Source organism: Porphyromonas gingivicanis JCM 15907 (assembly GCF_000614585.1).
Classification (GTDB): domain Bacteria; phylum Bacteroidota; class Bacteroidia; order Bacteroidales; family Porphyromonadaceae; genus Porphyromonas; species Porphyromonas gingivicanis.
Window position 1 is genome coordinate 99,036 of sequence record NZ_BAKX01000002.1, and the last position, 16,835, is coordinate 115,870.

Annotated in this window: 19 protein-coding genes; 9 read left to right on the forward strand and 10 right to left on the reverse strand. The window is 47.0% G+C overall.

Features of this window, described 5'->3' with window-relative positions; translation table 11 throughout:
* Positions 1–239 precede the first annotated feature (239 nt).
* The 6 genes from JCM15907_RS02580 to JCM15907_RS13290 all read right to left on the reverse strand — a co-directional run bounded on the left by JCM15907_RS02580 (position 240) and on the right by JCM15907_RS13290 (position 3,873).
* Entirely contained in the window at positions 240–983 is a 744-nt protein-coding gene (locus JCM15907_RS02580) for a T9SS type A sorting domain-containing protein (protein WP_081773776.1), read from the reverse strand.
* A complete protein-coding gene (locus JCM15907_RS02585) occupies positions 875–1,900 on the reverse strand; it encodes a hypothetical protein (RefSeq protein WP_148297442.1) in 1,026 nt (341 codons plus the stop codon). The genes JCM15907_RS02580 and JCM15907_RS02585 overlap by 109 nt, the downstream gene beginning before the upstream one ends.
* Before the next feature lie 341 nt (positions 1,901–2,241).
* Positions 2,242–3,219, reverse strand: a complete 978-nt coding sequence (locus JCM15907_RS02590; RefSeq protein ID WP_025842605.1) for a ketopantoate reductase family protein — start codon at positions 3,217–3,219, stop codon at positions 2,242–2,244.
* Positions 3,216–3,503, reverse strand: a complete 288-nt coding sequence (locus tag JCM15907_RS13285) for a hypothetical protein (protein ID WP_242396774.1) — start codon at positions 3,501–3,503, stop codon at positions 3,216–3,218. Before JCM15907_RS13285 ends, JCM15907_RS02590 begins: the two co-directional genes overlap by 4 nt.
* Before the next feature lie 113 nt (positions 3,504–3,616).
* Positions 3,617–3,739: a hypothetical protein gene (locus tag JCM15907_RS13585; RefSeq protein ID WP_277906833.1), complete on the reverse strand. Its 123-nt coding sequence runs from the start codon at positions 3,737–3,739 to the stop codon at positions 3,617–3,619.
* Entirely contained in the window at positions 3,736–3,873 is a 138-nt protein-coding gene (locus JCM15907_RS13290) for a hypothetical protein (RefSeq protein WP_242396776.1), read from the reverse strand. The genes JCM15907_RS13585 and JCM15907_RS13290 overlap by 4 nt, the downstream gene beginning before the upstream one ends.
* Before the next feature lie 566 nt (positions 3,874–4,439).
* Here JCM15907_RS13290 and tpx point away from each other — a divergent pair.
* Genes tpx through JCM15907_RS02610 form a run of 3 tightly spaced genes read left to right on the forward strand, consistent with a single transcriptional unit; the run spans position 4,440 to position 5,592 of the window.
* A complete protein-coding gene (gene tpx / locus JCM15907_RS02600; RefSeq protein ID WP_036883010.1) occupies positions 4,440–4,925 on the forward strand; it encodes a thiol peroxidase in 486 nt (161 codons plus the stop codon).
* A 3-nt stretch (positions 4,926–4,928) separates the two neighbouring features.
* Entirely contained in the window at positions 4,929–5,372 is a 444-nt protein-coding gene (locus tag JCM15907_RS12035) for a methylated-DNA--[protein]-cysteine S-methyltransferase (protein ID WP_025842607.1), read from the forward strand.
* Between the two features lie 28 nt (positions 5,373–5,400).
* Positions 5,401–5,592, forward strand: coding sequence for a hypothetical protein (locus JCM15907_RS02610; RefSeq protein WP_025842608.1), 192 nt, complete (start codon positions 5,401–5,403; stop codon positions 5,590–5,592).
* Positions 5,593–5,595: 3 nt separating this feature from the next.
* Here JCM15907_RS02610 and JCM15907_RS02615 read toward each other — a convergent pair whose 3' ends face one another.
* Together JCM15907_RS02615 and JCM15907_RS12810 are read right to left on the reverse strand one after the other, a co-directional pair.
* Complete coding sequence (locus tag JCM15907_RS02615) at positions 5,596–8,046, reverse strand: TonB-dependent receptor (RefSeq protein ID WP_306305468.1); 2,451 nt, start codon at positions 8,044–8,046, stop codon at positions 5,596–5,598.
* Entirely contained in the window at positions 7,943–8,161 is a 219-nt protein-coding gene (locus JCM15907_RS12810; protein WP_025842610.1) for a hypothetical protein, read from the reverse strand. Before JCM15907_RS12810 ends, JCM15907_RS02615 begins: the two co-directional genes overlap by 104 nt.
* A gap of 482 nt (positions 8,162–8,643) precedes the next feature.
* On the opposite strand from JCM15907_RS12810, the gene JCM15907_RS12040 reads away from it, so the two are divergent.
* From JCM15907_RS12040 to JCM15907_RS12055, 4 genes are read left to right on the forward strand one after another with little or no spacing between them, the layout of a single operon-like run.
* Positions 8,644–9,078, forward strand: coding sequence for a hypothetical protein (locus JCM15907_RS12040; RefSeq protein WP_025842611.1), 435 nt, complete (start codon positions 8,644–8,646; stop codon positions 9,076–9,078).
* 5 nt (positions 9,079–9,083) lie between these two features.
* Positions 9,084–10,985: a type IX secretion system periplasmic lipoprotein PorW/SprE gene (gene porW / locus JCM15907_RS12045; RefSeq protein ID WP_051522339.1), complete on the forward strand. Its 1,902-nt coding sequence runs from the start codon at positions 9,084–9,086 to the stop codon at positions 10,983–10,985.
* 20 nt (positions 10,986–11,005) lie between these two features.
* Positions 11,006–11,671 (forward strand): tetratricopeptide repeat protein, encoded by a 666-nt coding sequence (locus tag JCM15907_RS12050; RefSeq protein ID WP_051522340.1) that lies wholly within the window; start codon positions 11,006–11,008, stop codon positions 11,669–11,671.
* Positions 11,572–12,312, forward strand: a complete 741-nt coding sequence (locus tag JCM15907_RS12055; RefSeq protein WP_148297443.1) for a hypothetical protein — start codon at positions 11,572–11,574, stop codon at positions 12,310–12,312. The genes JCM15907_RS12050 and JCM15907_RS12055 overlap by 100 nt, the downstream gene beginning before the upstream one ends.
* Positions 12,313–12,677: 365 nt before the next feature.
* Here JCM15907_RS12055 and JCM15907_RS02635 read toward each other — a convergent pair whose 3' ends face one another.
* Both JCM15907_RS02635 and JCM15907_RS02640 read right to left on the reverse strand, forming a co-directional pair.
* Positions 12,678–13,091 carry an HU family DNA-binding protein gene (locus JCM15907_RS02635; protein WP_025842612.1) on the reverse strand — a complete coding sequence of 138 codons (414 nt, stop codon included), beginning with the start codon at positions 13,089–13,091 and terminating at the stop codon, positions 12,678–12,680.
* 159 nt (positions 13,092–13,250) lie between these two features.
* Positions 13,251–13,517 (reverse strand): hypothetical protein, encoded by a 267-nt coding sequence (locus tag JCM15907_RS02640; protein ID WP_025842613.1) that lies wholly within the window; start codon positions 13,515–13,517, stop codon positions 13,251–13,253.
* Positions 13,518–13,948: 431 nt separating this feature from the next.
* On the opposite strand from JCM15907_RS02640, the gene JCM15907_RS13295 reads away from it, so the two are divergent.
* The gene (locus JCM15907_RS13295) at positions 13,949–14,779 is read left to right on the forward strand and encodes a tetratricopeptide repeat protein (RefSeq protein WP_242396777.1); all 831 of its coding nucleotides are present in this window, start codon (positions 13,949–13,951) and stop codon (positions 14,777–14,779) included.
* Positions 14,677–16,704, forward strand: coding sequence for an ATP-binding protein (locus JCM15907_RS10330; protein WP_242396779.1), 2,028 nt, complete (start codon positions 14,677–14,679; stop codon positions 16,702–16,704). The genes JCM15907_RS13295 and JCM15907_RS10330 overlap by 103 nt, the downstream gene beginning before the upstream one ends.
* The last annotated feature ends 131 nt before the right edge of the window (positions 16,705–16,835 follow it).

The window sequence follows — 16,835 nt, forward strand, 5'->3', positions numbered from 1 at the left end:
GTTATACCAAAGAAAAAGCCCCATAGCTTCTCTCTTTTTTGCGGGCGAGAGAGCGACGTCGAACGGCACAAGTAATGCAATAAGTTGCACTCTATCCCACTCATCTCCTTGTCGGTTTTAGGGTGATGCCCCTCCGCTCGCTCTCTAAGAGTAAGCGGAAAGAAGGGAGGAGTTCGATGGATTAGCTAGCCTACCAGTTAGGGTAGGCTCGTTGCTCTGTTGGGGAGTCAAACAGAGGGTTAGCGACGGATGAGCAAGCGATAGCCCTTTCCGTTGCCTGCTTTTACTACATAGTTGCCTGTGGGTAGGTCGGTGAGGTCAAGCTCTGCGAAGCCTGCTTCGTTCGCCTCGGCAGTGAGCAAACGTACACCCTCTAAGGTGTATAGGGCGATAGGTGTGTCTGCCTTTGCTCCCTCAATACGTATGTAGCGATTGGCTGGATTGGGGTAGAGCTTCAAAGCCATTGCTTCTACCTTTTCTACGGCTGTTGTCTTTTCAATCCTTACATTGCTTACGAAGTCCCCCTTTAGCATAATGAACTTTTCTCGCCTCTCTTTGCCTGCAAACGTATAGATGAATTCTCTGATTTCTGCTTCCGATGGAGACCTGATTTCAGCCCCTTTGAGCGAGATGGATTGAAACCCTCCAATGGCATAGGGGAAAGGTGCATTCTTCTTACCTTCCGCTCGAGCATATAGATAGCCCTCCTTGAGTACCAAATGGCTATCAAAAGTGGCTCCCGTAATAGCGGCATAGCTCCCCTCTAAGGGTCTGGAGCCCACATCGACCGTACAACCCTTTTCTATGGTAAGCGTACAGTGCCCTACACGTATAGCATATTGCTTGGAGTCGACGACGAGTAGTCCCGACCCCGTTATGCGTGTGTTGGCATCGAGCTGAGCGTCTCTCTTCCATTTCTTGTGTAGAGCTGGTTGCGCCCCTCGATATGTAGGGTCATGGGGTGATTTGTCCGTACCTCGCATACTTTCTCTGTTTCAGTGATGGCGATAACGTTTTTTATCGAGAGGGTCTGCGTGTCGGGGTGGAAGACGATATATCCGCCCTCTTCTATTGTTACTCCGTCGATACTTCCCAATTTATCCCGATTGTAGCTTGTAATGGGCACACCGCAGAAAGAGATACCATAGTCGATAGGCTCGCTCTTCTCTATCTTGACCTCTGTGGCAGGTTTATTACCTTCCATAACGAAGGTGCGAGAGTAGTCTTTACCTCCGTAGCTAAAATTGTACGTACCTATCTGTGCCTCTGTGGGGGTAACTATCTTGACCCCATCAAGTTGGATAGATTGAAACCCTCCGATAGCGTAGGGGAAAGGGGTATCTTCCGAACCCAATGTTTGTACCTCCAATGAGGCATTCTGTATCACCAGATGGCTATCGGTGTTCCATATCCCATCAACCCCGGCATATCCACTCTCTTTGGCTTGAGAGAGAATGTGCACCGAGCACTCATTCGATAGCGTCAATGTACTGGCGTATACCGAGATGCCGAACTTTTGGGTATTGATCGTGAGTTTGCCCGGTCCCTCGATGGTGAGGTTCTTTTTGGTATGTAAAGCCTGTTCGGTGGCAGGAGATAGATAATTCTCTCCTTCTAAATGGAGGGTAAAGTCTTTGGCAGATTTGCCGATGTTCAAACTATAATCGCCCGATATGGAGTTAATCCTCACGTTTTTCATAGAGAGCGTATAGGTTTTAGGGTCGAAGCTAATCTGTCCATTTGCCCCCGTAAAGATGCCTTGGATGCTATGCAAGTTGTTCACATTGGCAGAAGTAATGGGCGTGCCGTTAATCCAAAACCCGTAATCAGTTTGTGCTTGTGTTACTGCAACGCTCCCGATAAGGAGGGTTAGGGTAATGAGTAATTGTTTTAATCTCATAGGAGAATATGTTTTTAGGTTAGTGTGTTTTGCAAAAATATACAAAAAAACAAATGATTGTACTAAGGTTGTTGTAATAGGAGTTCTTTTCTTTTTTTGAGAGGCTATCAATCCTTAAACGGCAAAGAATCACTTGATAAAAATAAAAGGATAGCCCTCCGAATAGCTTTCCTCCTTTTTGTATGTTTTTGCGTGATGCTCCTTTTCGCTTGCTCTTAAAGAGCTGGTAAGGGAGATTGACGTATCAACGATTTATCTTCAAGCGATAGATTTCTCCATTTTCACCCATGCCGAGGGCGTTCCTCCTCCAATAGTAGGGAGGAAACGGATAGCCGATACCATTATGAGGGTTCGTGTACACTATCAACAGCGAGAGGGGCGAGCAGCGTTTGGAGCGAGGGAAGCTGGAAACCTCGTTGATGCGCCAAGGTGAGAAACTGCTTGGCAAGGTAGAGCATCTCGCCACGTGCTTTGAGCGTATGACCCATAATGAACAATTCTGCCCACGATGAGGCAAAGATATTGGTAAGAAGGTCGCTCATCAAACTTGGGGAGAGGTAACGCATAACAGCGATTTTTTTCGGCGTGATGCCGATACCTGCACGGCGTAGGAAAGCGAGGTTTTCTCGTAAACTTTTACTCGTTAGCAGGAGTGCCTCTCGATTGTTTGCCAGCGAATAGTTGTCTCCTCCATCGTAGTAGATAGCACAAGCCATCGGAACTACCAGAGCTAAATGCGTTTTCTGCCAAGCGTCCATATTGTGCTGTATTGAGGTGGGAAAGCCAGCCTTAGCCAAGAGCCTTTGCAATGTGCGTAGTCTTGGGGTGCGTGTGCCGTCCACTTCGCCCAATGTGGTCGGTTGCACGCAACGTTGGACTAAGTTGTACTGCACGATGCCTCTTTCTATACACCCTCCTGCGCCTGGGAAAGCGGGTAGCACCCTGCCTCGTCCCAACACTTGTTCCCAAGCCTCATAGCCCCAAGCGTTATTGACCATAAAAACAAAGGTCTCGGAGCGGTTGCCAGCCAACTGAGGCAATGCCTCCATAACCTGTTCTGCACGGAGGGTAACGAATATATAATCATAAATATCCTCCGAACTCAGCCTCTCAATCAGACGGATGGGAGGGCTTACCTCTTCCTCTTTTCGCCCATTTTTCCTATCCATCCTTTGGAGGCGAAGCCCCATAGTGCGGAGCTCTTCCAATCGCTTGCCTCGAGCCAAGAAGGTAACTTCTGCTCCGTTCTCTGCGAGTCGTCCTCCATATATAGAGCCTATAACACCAGCTCCGACCACTAAGATACGTTTGCTATTCATGACCTATGGAAGGCGGTTACATTTTCTTTTGAGGGTAGAGTAGTCAGGGTTACAATAAAGAAGAGAGATAAAATGTGATTGAACCATCCGCCACCGATGAGTATAGCAAAGGGGGCAGGAAGCACTTCGAATAGTTCGCCCACCCAAAGGGTTACGATGGGTAGCGCAAAAGTTACCCAACGAGAGAAGCGAGTCGCCCTGTGAAGTATGAGATAGCCATAGAGCAACCAACCGATACTTTGGCACACAAAAGAGATACCGCCCACGATAGAAGCGTACTGCATGAGCGGGGAGATAAGATGCGGATAACCCTCTCTTGAGACAATACCGAAGGCAGGGAAGAAAGCGTGGTAAGCACCCCCGAAGAGTATCCCCAACGAGAGGAGTAGAAAGCACCCTAACCCCCACTTTTTGTGGTAGGTTGCACGCTTAAATAGAGGTGGTAAAAGCCCAATAGGTAGAGTCCCATGGCGAAGGGGGCTACTACTCCGCCAGCAAAGAGACGGGCAGAGGGAATCAACCCATCGAGGGGAGTAATTCTTGCTCTATATCGGCAAAAGACTCGGTAGTGAAGTAGAGGAGCATATCGCCTGCGTACATGGCGAGCGCTCCTATCAATCCTGCCCATGCTGTGATACGTAATTTCTTGTTCATAGCTCGTTACTATTCAATAATTTTTCTATCCGAATAGGCTGTAGAGTAGGGCATCGGATAGTTATAGAGATTGTTGCTTATAGCCTTCACAAAGCATCCCTTTTACTATGCGGACAAAGGTAAAATATTTGAAAGAATGGTAAAATCCCTACAAATATGTATATCGTTTATTCAAAAAAGAGGAGCGATAAGCATCGGGAGGGTTGTACCTCTTTTTTGTAACCATTAACCCTTTTGAAAGTTAGCTCGGAGGGTTTTGCGAGTTTACACGGAGGGTTTTGCATCCAACCCTTATACCTTTGGAGGAGGGAACTTCTCCCCACATTGCATAATAGTCGAGATATGATTTTATCTTTGTGCGGTGGGTAACGGAGGCAAAGGACCTCTTCCCCGAAAAGAAGTGAGCGTAAATAGTTTCGCTTGATAAATAGAAAAGAATTATGAACCTACGACAAACATTCATCGTGATGACTGCCATGCTCCTTACAGCATGCGCCCCTACCGAACAGAAAGAAACCTGCCCTGCAGAGAAAGCCTCTGTTGCCCCTGACACCACTATCGTGGTGATGCGTGGCGAGAGCATAGCCGTAGTGGGGCAACAACCCCAAGTTGGCTCTTTAGCCCCCGACTTTACGGCGGTTAAAAACGACCTTTCAGATCTGACTCTTGCCTCCCTTAAAGGAAAGCGCGTGGTGCTTAACATCTTTCCAAGCATAGACACAGGGGTTTGCGCCCAGAGTGTACGCTCTTTCAATGAACGTGCAGCGGAGCTTGACAATACGGTTGTGCTCTGCCTATCGAAAGATTTGCCTTTTGCTCAAGCACGCTTCTGCGGAGCGGAGGGTATTGATAAGGTAGAGACGCTATCTCTCTTCCGCAATGATGACTTTGATTTGGACTATGGTGTACGCATCGCATCAGGAGCTTTGCAAGGTCTTTTGGCTCGTGCCGTAGTGGTTATTGATGCCGAGGGTAAGATTGTCTACCACGAATTGGTCGCCAATATATCGCAAGAACCTAACTACGATGCGGCTATTCAAGCTCTTTTGTAAGCGATGAGCGAGGCCCTATCGCAACTTGTGTACATACCCTATTTTGGGACTGTACGCATAGAGAAAACCCCTTCGGCATGGCATATAGAACTGCATCCCGAGGGGGTAGCCTTACCTGACGATAGAGGTAAGGCACTGTACTATATTTTGGAGGAGGAGGCACTTCCCGATACATCGCTCTGGCAAGGTACACCTTTCCAGCGTAGTGTATGGCACGCTCTCTCTGTGCTACCGATGGGGGCAAGGGTAAGTTACCAAGAGATTGCCGTGCGCATCGGTAAGCCTCGAGCCGTGCGAGCCGTTGCCAATGCCGTGGGGGCTAATCCCTTTCCGCTCCTCATCCCCTGTCACCGAGTGATACGCTCTTCGGGAGCTATCGGGGGGTACTATTATGGCACAGCTATGAAAGAGGCATTGCTCCGCTGGGAAGCTGAGCAGATGGGCTGATTTTCTTTGCCTCTTCTCCCTTACGGCTATGGGGGAGCGTGGTTGTGGCTCTATCTATGTTACAAAAAACCGTTGCACAGAGCCTCATCGGGGTCGCTATGCAACGGGTTTACTAATTAGTGAGAAAATAGAAAAGGTCGAGTTTGGACTCTCCCAAAAGGATTACAAAACCTCAAAGAGAGGTGGAGGAGCTGCCGTCAGACACCTCCTCCGAGGGTAGTGGTTAGTTACCGCCCTGACCTTGTCCCATGCTTTTCTGGCTGTCGGTCTCCTTGGCGGTACTCAAGTCATCGTTTACAATGGTGCGTTTTACTTTGCGGATTTGGCTCTTCATCTGACCAAAGTTGAAACTAATCCTTAGTCCTCCGTTGAACATGAACTGGCGCACCTTGTACTCTTGTCGAAGGCCGGGAGCCGTAGAGGTTATACGGAAAGTTTGGTAAGGGGCAAAGGGATTGTTCACAAAGGCAGATAGCGTTAAGCGTTTATTCAGAAGCGATTTCGAGAGCGATAGGTGATGCCATGTGCCATAGACACTGCTGGAGCCGAGTTTAGGCTCTTGGGCAAAGAAGCCACCATTGAGCCCTATGGTCCAACTCTTCGGTAAGGTAAACATAGCCCCTAAGTAGGATACGCCCCCAAACCCCTGTTGGGTATTGCTGTAGGTAGTACCCTGTGGAGTCTTTTGGTTACGTGCTTCGAAATAGTAGTGCATGAGGTTGGCATTGGCATAGAGGCGTAGCCACACTTTGGGAGTGTAGTTGATAAAGATGTTTCCTCCTATATTGCGAGACGTTCCGTAGTTGCCCCAAGTGGCGTGTATGAGAGTCGGATTGTCCTTATCGACATACATAATCTGGGTAATATTATCGTTAGAGTACCCCCCTTGCAATGAAGCCATAAGCGTCAGCTTCTGACTGTATCGATTGTAGTCAAGGTCTATGTGGTGCATCTTAGAGTTGTTAATGTCGGGATTGCCCTCACTTACCAGCGTGGGAGAGCGTTGTGTGCGGTAGGGATTGACCTGTGTGAGGTTCGGACGAGCCACTCGATAGTTGTACGAGAGCTTGATTTGTTGCATATCGCTTAGCTTGTATGCGAGCGTTACTTGCGGCACGATGTCGAGGAAGGTACGAGAGAAGTTGGCTCCCTCCAAGTCTTTGAAGCGCACATCATAGAACCCTTGCTCTCCACGCACGCCCATAACGAAGGTAACCTTCTTCCATTTGGCGGTATAGTTGGCGTAAAGTCCGTAGATGTCCTGTCGGTAGCTCATCGGAGCCGAAGCTATTCCGATATGTTGCCCGAAGAGACTCCCCTTTTCCCACTGTTGGGTCATCGGATTGAACAATTCATAACTTGAATTATTGCCTCCACGGCGGAAGATAGCCTTAGCCCCTACGTCAATAAGGTGTACTTCTCCGAATGGGCGGGTATAGTCTACCTGTGCAGTATGTTCGTTGAGAGCGGCGATAGACTGCGTTCTTTGGAATAAATCTAACGCTGGATTTAGCTCGACTCCTCCTCGATGATGGTAGGAGAGATCCATGTTCTGAAAGTTAGCACTGGGGCTATGCACGAAGCGGTAGGATAGGGTGAGCTGTTCGTTCTCACGCTCAGTAGTGTGTTGATAGTCGATGTTTGCCTCTACCGAACCTGAATTGCTTCGAGTAGATGTGGTGCTCTTGTATGCCTCTTGGAGCATACCATTCTTAAGGGTAAGAGCACTCTCGGTTAAGCTCTTGTTGGAGTTGTTATAGAGGTTGATCGAAACGCTCGCAGAGAGTAGATTACGAGGGTTGAAGTCATAGGTCAAATTGGCGCTACCATAGTGCCCATTCGCTTTGTCGTTGGGCGATTTTGTTATATCCTTTTGGTTGCCGTGGGGCAGCTCCATATAAGAGTCTGTTTCGGAGCCTATGATAGTCTTGTGTCGCCAATAGGTATAATTAGTACTAATACCGAGCTTGCCGATTTTGCCTGTAAAGAAAAGCGAAGTGCCCAAATAGGGTTGTAGAGGACTTCCATTGACCGAAACGCTCCCAGAGTAGCCTTCTAAGGTGGTAGACGAGGTAACGATGTTGAGTATTGCCGTAACACCTTCGGCATCATACTTAACCCCTGGATCGGTGATGACTTCTACCTTTTTAATGGAGGAGGCAGGGATACTGCGCAACACCTCTTTCGGATTGGAACTAATCATCTTCGAGGGTTTGCCATTGAGGTAGATTCGGAAGTTAGAAGAACCTTTTACCTGTACCTTACCCTCGCCATCTACGGTTACTAAGGGTACTTTGCGGAGCATATCACTCAGGCTCTCGCTCTTGCTCATTGGGTCATCGGTTACGTTATAGGCTATGCGGTCGGCATCAATACGTACCAAGGGGCGAGCGGCACTAACGGTTACGGTGGAGAGTTCTTCGGCACGGTCTTGCATTTTGACCCGTACCATAGCGCCTGCTTCTATTCGACTGAAAGGCACTTTGATAGGCTCCATTTTCTTGCCTACAAAAGAGGCTGTGAGGGCATACTCCTCTGCCGAGGGGACTAATACGGTAAAACGTCCCATGTCATCGGTTACCTGCTTGAGCGTTTCCAATTCTTCCGTTCCTTTGAGAGGGGTAATGGCTATGGTCGCATAAGGTATGGTCTCGTTGGTGAGACTGTCGAGGATAACCCCTTTTAGTAAGTGCTTTTTGCTGTGCTTTTCCTTCGCGGGGAAGCCAAAGCATAGTTGCCAAAAGCAGTAGGATACCTGCTATCGAATACTTGTTAATACTTACTTTCATATTCCTATTCCTTATTGGGTTTACTATCTGTATTGCTGTTTTGATACGGCAAAGATAGTTTACTTATTTGACAACTGCAATACCTTGCTATTACACCTTGTCTAAAAATCCGAAAAATCAACCCTTTTAGTTGGGGTGGAGTGTTAAAACAAAAGCTATCAGAAGTATCTGACGGATATTTTGAGCGGTGGCTGTGTTTCTAAGGTTTGTACCCTTAAGTAATAAGTATTAATGGTTCGGCTCGTAAGTCGATGCTTAGAGTGAAAAGGTACGATGCTTTTTGCGCAAAGGGTTAATGTTTTTTTGTGTAAGCGATAGCCTCCGAAAAAGTTCCCTTCTGTGCCTCCGTTCTCAATCTCCTTTGCCTCTTCTCTTAGAGATGTGATACGATGCTCTTTGATGCTCGGTGGAGCTGACTCCTCCAATTATACTATATACATGGTTCGTTTCGTTGTATTAGCGTTATTATGTACTTTTGAGGTATGATAAAAGTAGTAGGTATATTCTTAGCTTTAGGGCTACTTATCTGGGTAATCCTCCGCTGGGGCAAACGCCATGGCTCGATAGAGGAGCATGCCGATGATATAAAGAAAGATATTGAAACATGGGGCGAACCCTCGGCTGCTTGCAGTACATGCAGTAGCAGTTGTTGCTCATCGGGGTGTGGAGCCTCTACGCCTAAGAAGAAGCAGGCGGTGTACTACGATGATGAGGAGTTGGATCGCTTTGTCCATCGCTCTGCTACCGACTATACTCCAGAGGAGGTCGAAGAGTTTCGCGAAGTGCTTACCACGCTTTACCCTCACGAGGTGGGCGATTGGCTCAAAAGCCTTGAAAAGAGAGAAATAGCCCTCCCGATTGCTTTGGCAGAGGAGGCTCGGCAGTTGATAGCATCGGCTCAAAACTTGCCCCAATAATTACCATGAAGGCGATATATTCTTACCTGCGAGTATCTGCGCTCCTACTGTTCGTTGTCGTGGGAGCTTCCTGTTCTACGCGTAAGAATACGGCATCTTCACGCTTCTATCATCAGCTCACGACTCGCTATAACGTTTACTACAATGGAGAGAAGAGTTTCACAGAGTCGTATGCTAACCTTATCAAGTCTTATACGGAGAGTTATTCCGAACCGATATTCTTAGACCCGATACAAGCACAGCGAGGGATACTCAAAGAGTCCTCAGGCGGAGCTTTCAACAAAGCCCTTGAGAAGGGGCAGAAAGCCATCAAGATGCACTCCATACGGGTCAAACCCGAGCGCAAACGCAATGCTTCGGCACGAGACGAGGCGTTCTATCGCCGTCGGGAGTACAACACTTTCCTCCACAATGCTTGGCTTTTAGTGGGTAAATCGCAATTCTATAATGGCGATTTTATGGATGCTATGGCGACCTTCTCCTATATGTCTCGCCTCTATGCTACCGAACCGCTCATTCGAGACGAAGCGCGCCTTTGGCAGGCACGTAGCTATGTAGCGATGGATTGGATTCACGAGGGAGAAACATTGGTGGCTGGTTTGCAAACCACGCAGTCGCTTCTGCGTAAAAGTGCTATCTACGACAAAACGCAGGCAGAGATAGCCCTTGCCCTTGGCAAAGAACAGGAGGCTATCGACCCCCTCCGTAGGGCACTTCGCAAAGAACCCGACCGACTCGAGCGTATGCGTATGCGTTATCTTTTGGGGCAGTTGCAGATGCGCGCCCAAAGACCCCGAGAGGCAGACCGTACTTTTGCAACTTTGCTTCGTCAAGCCCCTCCTTTTGCTATGGAGATAGCTACACATCTGCGCCGTGTAGAGATAGAAGCAGAGCGAGACCCCCGAGGTGCCATTCGCTCTACTGAACGATTGGTGCGCAGTGCTCGCCATAAGGATGTCTTAGATCGTATATACCTCACGCAGGGACAGCTATACTTGATGCTCCCCGACACCCTACAAGCTATACAATCGTTCCGCCTTGGAGGAGAGCATAGTACCGAAAGGAAAGAGGACTTTGCCCTCTGTCAAATCTCTCTTGGTCGCATCTTCCGTGCGCAACGCAACTGGCTTGAGGCACAAAAGGCCTTCTCGGCAGGTGTACCCGCCCTGCCCAAAGCCCATCCGCTCTATGAGGAGTCGAATCTGCTTTCAAAGCAGTTGGATGCTTTAGGATTACACGTAAAGGCTTTGGTGGAGCAGGATAGCCTCCGCCACTTGGCTTCGCTACCCGAAGAGGAGCGACTTAGAATTATCGATAGTGCCATCACTGCCTATAAAAAAGCGGAGCGAGAGCGTCTCCGTAACGAACAGATGGCAGAGCAAGAGGAACGTCAGCGTGTCGTTAATGAGGAGTTAGGAGGCTTACCCCAGCGCCAGTCCTCATTGCCTACTATGCCCCAGCAGAGCGCAGGAGGAGAGTTTTATTTTTACAATACGCAACTTATTACACAGGGTAAGGCTAAGTTCGTGCAGTTGTGGGGACAACGTCCGCTCGAAGATGATTGGCGTAGACGGCGCAAACAGATTGCCCCTACTGCCGAGACTACCCTAACCCCCTCCGAAGGAGAGCCAGAGAAGAATGCGGAAATATCCGAAGGAGAGAAGAAAGAAGCGGTTGTCAGCCCAGCTTTAGAAGTACGATCGCCCTCCGAAGATCCTAATCAGCGCGACTACTATTTGGCGCAACTGCCTCTTACTGAAGAGCAAAAGGCTGCCAGTGATATTATTATTCAGAACACTTTAGTAGGAATGGCGGAGGTTTTTGAAAATGAAATGGAGCTTTTCTCCGAAGCATCGAGGCTTGGCAAGAGCTTTTACGCCGTTACCCTAACTTCGAGGAAAGATTAAATGCCTACTACCAGCTCTATATGCTCTGCGAGCGACTCGGACTGCATAGCCAGTCTGCCGAGTGGCAACGTAAGATTGTGAGTCAATACCCCGAAGACCCGCTTTCTAAGGCGGTGGCAGACCCGAACTATTTGCGTAAGTTGCGCACGGCAGATAGTGTTGCCAATGCCATTTATAATGAGGCTTGGCTTGCTTACCGTGCAGGAGAAGCGACCCCAATACGCCAAGCTATGGAGCGTATCAAGCAAGACTATCCGCTCTCGGAACTACTTCCCAAGATGCACTACCTTAATGCTTTGGGTTATGTGCTCGAAGGTAGGCAGGAGGAGTTTAAGAAGGCTTTGGACGAGATGTTGGCACTCTACCCACAAGGAGATGTGAGCGAACCAGCGCAACGTATGCTTGCCGAATTGCTTCGTGGGCGAAAAATTGCCCAAGGAGGTTATACAGGATTGGAGTATGATGCGCTCTTTGGATTTGCTGGCTCTACTGCTGGTGCGGATTCACTCTATTTCTCAGTGCCCCTTTTGGCGGACAAACAAAAAGTTCTCTTGCTCTATCCCTCCGAGGTACTGACCGTAATGCGTTGCTCTTTGCTGTTACTACCTTCAATTTTAGCCAGTTTACCGAGCAAGACCTCTCCCTCTCCTTGGAGCGAGGGGCTACCTCTGACCGTTTGCTCATAGGAGATTTTAAGGGAGAGTATGCCGCATGGCACTATGTACAGCGTGCCTATTCGCCCGAAGGGTATATGCCCCAACTGGGCAGAGAGGCTATTCTTTTAGCAATTAGTGAACGCAACTGGGAGCAGCTCCAAGGGGGGCTTTCCTTAGAGGCATATATGAATTTTATGGCAGATAGTCTCGTACAGCGAGTACCGACTATGGCTATTCCCTTAGAGCGATATGCTATACTCAAACAAGAGGCAGAGCAACAGGCAAAGCCATCTTCCAAAACATCTGAGGAGGTGGAAGAGTCTGGGCTGGAGGAAACTAACTTACCCGTTGTTGCAGTTCCTGTACAGAGTGGGCAAGAGCCCGAAGAGGAGTCTAACAACGATAGTACAGAACGTATTGAAACACCTAAAAAAGTTTCTGAGAGTCAGCCTATCACCTATGATGATGTGCGTCGCCTTGAGAGAGAGCGTAAGGCTCGAGAGAAAAAGCTCGCTGAAGAAAAGAAACAGCGTGAACGAGCCGCCGAGGAGGCTCGTAGGCAAACCCTTCGAGACCGCGAAAAACAACGCCAAGAGGAGCGTCGCAAACGTGCCCAAGCCGAGAAGGAACGGCGAGATAAGGCGAGGGCTCGAGAGCGTGTCAAACGTTGATACCATATCTCGTTATATATAAAATAGGTACTCTAAATCTATATGAGTATCCAGTTTATGGCTGATGTTGCACCTTACTCTACATAAGAACCCCTCCCCAGAAGGATTACTCCGACCAGAGAGGGGTAAGGTAAAGTAATACCGCCTTCTGAGAGACGTTACCAAAACCTCGTAACTCTAAGTGTAAGCACCGATACGATGCTCTGTAACGACCTCTCGTTGCAACCCGTACAACGGGCGTTGGGGATAGAGGGGAGGGGCTTTTCAAGAAAATAAACCATTAATTCCTGCGATATTGCCCCTCCCTTTACTCTATATTTTTCGTGCTTTTTCTTCTTTTTTATAGGTTCTAATTTTTCTTCTCGTTAGACCTCTGTTGCAGAAGTTTCACCTCCGTTGTCAATAATATGGCAAGGTATTTCTCGTGCTTTCAGTGATAACGAGTGCTTAGGTAAGAACTGAATCTTGGGTCTTTTGAGGGTTTCTATCGTAATCTCAGAGGGGCTTTTTCGACGTTTGCCTATCGAAACCACTTTTAGGGTTCCGAGGTTAGCTAAGTCCACAGCCTTTCCCTCAAGAACTGCCTCCCGCACTACTTCTGCCAGGGCACTAACTGTTGCGCGCACTTCCGCACGTGTCAGTGAGGTAGCCTTTATGATACGATCTTCTACCTCCTTGGGAGAGAGTTTCTCGTGGGGTACTAAAGCAGCGTAATACATGCTCTTACCCTTCTCTCTGCCCACACGCATTACCTCTTTTTTAATGTGATACTCTAACATATGCTCCTATCTGATGATTGTTTTTTTTATTGTCAATATTGTTACTCTTCGGCTCCACACCCTTTCCATAAAGGGGGCAGAGTGCTCTCCGTAGCGTATGCCTCGGAGGTACAGAATCCTCTAACAGAGAGGCTTGCTGAAGAAGAAATAGCAACCAGACTATCGTTTCCTATTGAGACGGAAGAGCTTTTCTATTGAACTCCTCCAAGAACACTGACTCGAGTCTTTTATCTTGCGAGTCTTGGGGTCTTTGATGTGTTTTTCTGTAGTTGCTATTTCCTCTTTTCCACGTTCTTTAGCCCACTTTTCTATTTCATCCCTTACTACGAGACGCACCGTGTCAAGGAGTTCCATTCGCTCTTCGGCAAACTCCAAAGCCCGTTGGCTTTTATTCTTCTGCTTTTCACTTTCATTGGAGCGTCTCATAGTTCATCTTTTCTCTCTACCGCAAAGTTCGGAACAAAATCTCCTATCTTACTTATCAATTTCTGCCAAAAATCTGTCAATTTCTGCCATATTTCAAATGTTAAATCTGTTGTTTTCGGACATCGTTCCCTTATAACTTGTTGAAATATAGTGTATAGCGTGCTTTTTTTGATGTCCGATTTTTCACCCTATGGGTTTGTTCCCTTTTTGAGAGAAAATCGTTACCTAACTAAGAGGGAAAGAGGGCATAATAGAACTGTTCTTGCCCTTATTTTTTCAAAAAAGATTAAAGTTTGAAGCGGACGATGTACTTTTGTAGCTGGAAAATTAGTTGTTGTTTCTTAATCTAAGCATTAAAGGATTCTTTATGGATGTATCTGATCGAGGCGTTTTTTTTTTATTGGTGGCTTCCCATTTTCTTTTTTCTTCTTTTGCCTTCGTGTGCTAAGAAACAACAAGTTATTTCTACCGAAGAACGCCGTGCTGTAGATAGTGTAATCCGATCGCAGAAAGGATGTGAAGAGTTAGAGGCTCTACAAAAAAAGTGGGAGGACGAAGGAAATCAGCTGGGTAGCTTATCGGTACTGAGAGAATGGGGCAAGAAATTGCGTGATGAGAGCCGTTTTGACGAAGCTCTCAAAGTACACAGCAAGGGGTTGATGCTGGCAGAGCAGCTTAATGATACCCTCGAAATGGTGCAAGCCCTTAACAATATTGGGACTAATTACCGACGTTTAGGAGTACTCGATGTAGCTACTGAATATCATTATAAGGCGTGGAAGTTGAGCGAAGAGCATTCTGATACCTCTTATATGGCCAAGAAAAATGAGGTCATCTCTCTCAATGGTTTGGGTAATATCTATATGACTCTTGGCAATTATGAGCGTGCCGATAGTGCCTTTCGCAAAGCCCTTCGAGGAGAAGAAATACTCAAAAGCACTATTGGTAAGGCTATAAACTATGCTAATATCGGAGCTGTTTTTGAGTTACAGGGGCAGGTAGACTCCGCTTGGGTCTATTATCGTCGTTCTATGGAGTTGAATCAAAAGGCGAATAACACGCTGGGTATATCGCTCTGCTATATCTATTTTGGTCATCTCTATGAAGAGTCTGAAGATTACCTCTCGGCTAACGAGGCTTACCGTGCAGCTACCAACTTATGGTCGCTTCTAAAGATGAGTGGCATGCGCTCAATACGCTTATTGCGATGGCCCGTATTTCGTACAAAATGGGGCAATTCGATCAAGCAGAGGCTTACTTAGTACAAGCACGGCAGACTGCTCAGAAGATCAATTCCATAGCGCATCTCTCCGATATATATGACCTTTATTTTCTTATGTATAAGAAACGAGGCGACTACCGCAAGGCTCTCGAATATCATGAACGTGCTACTCTCTATGCCGATAGTGTGGTAGACGTTAAGAAGATGAATCAGATACAAAATGTCAGCGTGAGTCTGGAACGCAATAGAGAGCGCCAAAAGATGCGTTTGGCAGAGCAGGAGTACAAGGAGGAGCGTACTGTACGTAGGGTAGGCTTTGCCATCTCTTTTATGGTTATCCTTATTCTCTTATTGCTCCTCTCGATGATGTGGTATATCTCTCGTAGCCGTGCTCGTAATCATCGCCTTCTGAAGAAGTTGAATAGTATGCGTGAATCTTTCTTTACTAATGTTACCCACGAGTTTCGTACACCTCTAACGCTCATTTTGGGAGAGAGTAAAGATTTGCAGACTAAGTGTCATACTCGCGCAGAGATTGAGCATTCGGCTCAGGTTATAGAACGTCAGGGAAACAATCTCTTACAACTAATCAATCAACTACTTGATATTTCCAAGGTAAAATCATCCGTCGGAGACCCCGATTGGCGTAGAGGAGATGTGTGTACCTATCTTTCGATGATTGTAGATAGCTATCGAGAGTATGCTCATAGACACTCCATCGAACTTGATTTTGTGGCGCATGAAAGCATCGAGATAGATTTTGTGCCCGACTATACGAGCAAACTTATCAACAATTTACTTTCCAACGCACTAAAGTTTACTCCAAAGCAAGGCAAGATAACAGTCTCTGTGTGGAAGAAAGAGCAAAGCTGTTTCCTCGTAGTGGCAGACACCGGTATTGGTATTGCGGAGGAGGATATTGAACATCTTTTTGAACCCTTTTTCCAAATAGTAGGGGGGCATGACAATACAGGTACGGGCATTGGTTTGGCTCTCGTTAAGCAGATTGTAGACTCTGTCGGAGGCTCTATTTCTGTTGAGAGTGTTTTAGGCAAAGGTACCACCTTTACTATCCAGTTACCCATACACCATGGTTCGGGGCATCATGCTATCTTCTCTTACGAAGAGCATCACAATATGCCTCTTTTACCCAAAGAGGTGGTGGAAACTACTGATGATTGTTCCGAGGAGGACGATGGGAAGACAAGAGTGCTTATTATAGAGGATAATAGTGATATAGCCTCTTATATAGGAAGCCGATTTGGAGATGAATATGCCATATCTTATGCTGCCAATGGACGACTGGGGATTGAGAAAGCCGAAGAAACCATCCCTGATATTATTATTACCGACTTGATGATGCCCGAAATGGATGGGGTAGAGGTGTGTAGACATATACGGCACAGCGAACTAACCAATCATATCCCGATTATTGTTATTACGGCTAAAGTGAACGAAGAGGATCGTATCAACGTTCTCAAAGAGGGAGCAGATGCTTTTTTGGAAAAGCCTTTCAATGACGAAGAATTAAGGGTAAGGGTCGATAAACTTTTGGAACAGCGTAGATTGCTACGAGAGAAATATGCTCAGCCATTGGAAGAGAGTGGAGAAGAACCAGATGCACTTGAAATCGAGGAGAATAAGAAGTTCCTTAGTAAGATGATTACTTGCATCTATGTCCTTATGGAAAGTGGGCAGATGGATATACCGATGCTTGCCGAACGGCTGTGTTTGAGTACTCGACAGCTACATCGTAAGGTAACGGCATTAACAGGAGAAACCCCTGCAAGCTATACTATGCATGTGCGTATGCGTCGAGCTAAACAGCTTTTAGAGATGCACCCTGAGTGGAGTGTGAGAGAGGTTGCTTTGAAGTGTGGCTTTGATGAACCCTCCAATTTTACGCGCAACTTCCGAAAACTCTATGGCATTTCGCCCAAACAGTATGGGCGCCATGAGGAGTAGCCCTATTGAAGTAGGGAGATTTCTTTATTACTCAACATTTATCAAGAGCCCGTCAAGCTCTTTTTATTCTCTGAATTCTTAATTTATATTTGATTGTTGCTGAAAATAGATTAATTTTGCGATGCTCCTTT

Coding starts and splice junctions, on each gene's coding strand:
- JCM15907_RS12040 (WP_025842611.1), top strand. CDS start 8,644: ATGATAAAAGTAGTAGGTATATTCTTAGCTTTAGGGCTACTTATCTGG.
- JCM15907_RS02585 (WP_148297442.1), bottom strand. CDS start 1,900: ATGAGATTAAAACAATTACTCATTACCCTAACCCTCCTTATCGGGAGC.
- porW (WP_051522339.1), top strand. CDS start 9,084: ATGAAGGCGATATATTCTTACCTGCGAGTATCTGCGCTCCTACTGTTC.
- JCM15907_RS02580 (WP_081773776.1), bottom strand. CDS start 983: ATGCGAGGTACGGACAAATCACCCCATGACCCTACATATCGAGGGGCG.
- JCM15907_RS02590 (WP_025842605.1), bottom strand. CDS start 3,219: ATGAATAGCAAACGTATCTTAGTGGTCGGAGCTGGTGTTATAGGCTCT.
- JCM15907_RS02640 (WP_025842613.1), bottom strand. CDS start 13,517: ATGAGACGCTCCAATGAAAGTGAAAAGCAGAAGAATAAAAGCCAACGG.
- JCM15907_RS12035 (WP_025842607.1), top strand. CDS start 4,929: ATGAGCGAGGCCCTATCGCAACTTGTGTACATACCCTATTTTGGGACT.
- JCM15907_RS02610 (WP_025842608.1), top strand. CDS start 5,401: ATGGGGGAGCGTGGTTGTGGCTCTATCTATGTTACAAAAAACCGTTGC.
- tpx (WP_036883010.1), top strand. CDS start 4,440: ATGCGTGGCGAGAGCATAGCCGTAGTGGGGCAACAACCCCAAGTTGGC.
- JCM15907_RS12050 (WP_051522340.1), top strand. CDS start 11,006: ATGCTCTGCGAGCGACTCGGACTGCATAGCCAGTCTGCCGAGTGGCAA.
- JCM15907_RS13290 (WP_242396776.1), bottom strand. CDS start 3,873: ATGAACAAGAAATTACGTATCACAGCATGGGCAGGATTGATAGGAGCG.
- JCM15907_RS13285 (WP_242396774.1), bottom strand. CDS start 3,503: ATGCAGTACGCTTCTATCGTGGGCGGTATCTCTTTTGTGTGCCAAAGT.
- JCM15907_RS10330 (WP_242396779.1), top strand. CDS start 14,677: ATGGTCGCTTCTAAAGATGAGTGGCATGCGCTCAATACGCTTATTGCG.
- JCM15907_RS12810 (WP_025842610.1), bottom strand. CDS start 8,161: ATGAAAGTAAGTATTAACAAGTATTCGATAGCAGGTATCCTACTGCTT.
- JCM15907_RS02635 (WP_025842612.1), bottom strand. CDS start 13,091: ATGTTAGAGTATCACATTAAAAAAGAGGTAATGCGTGTGGGCAGAGAG.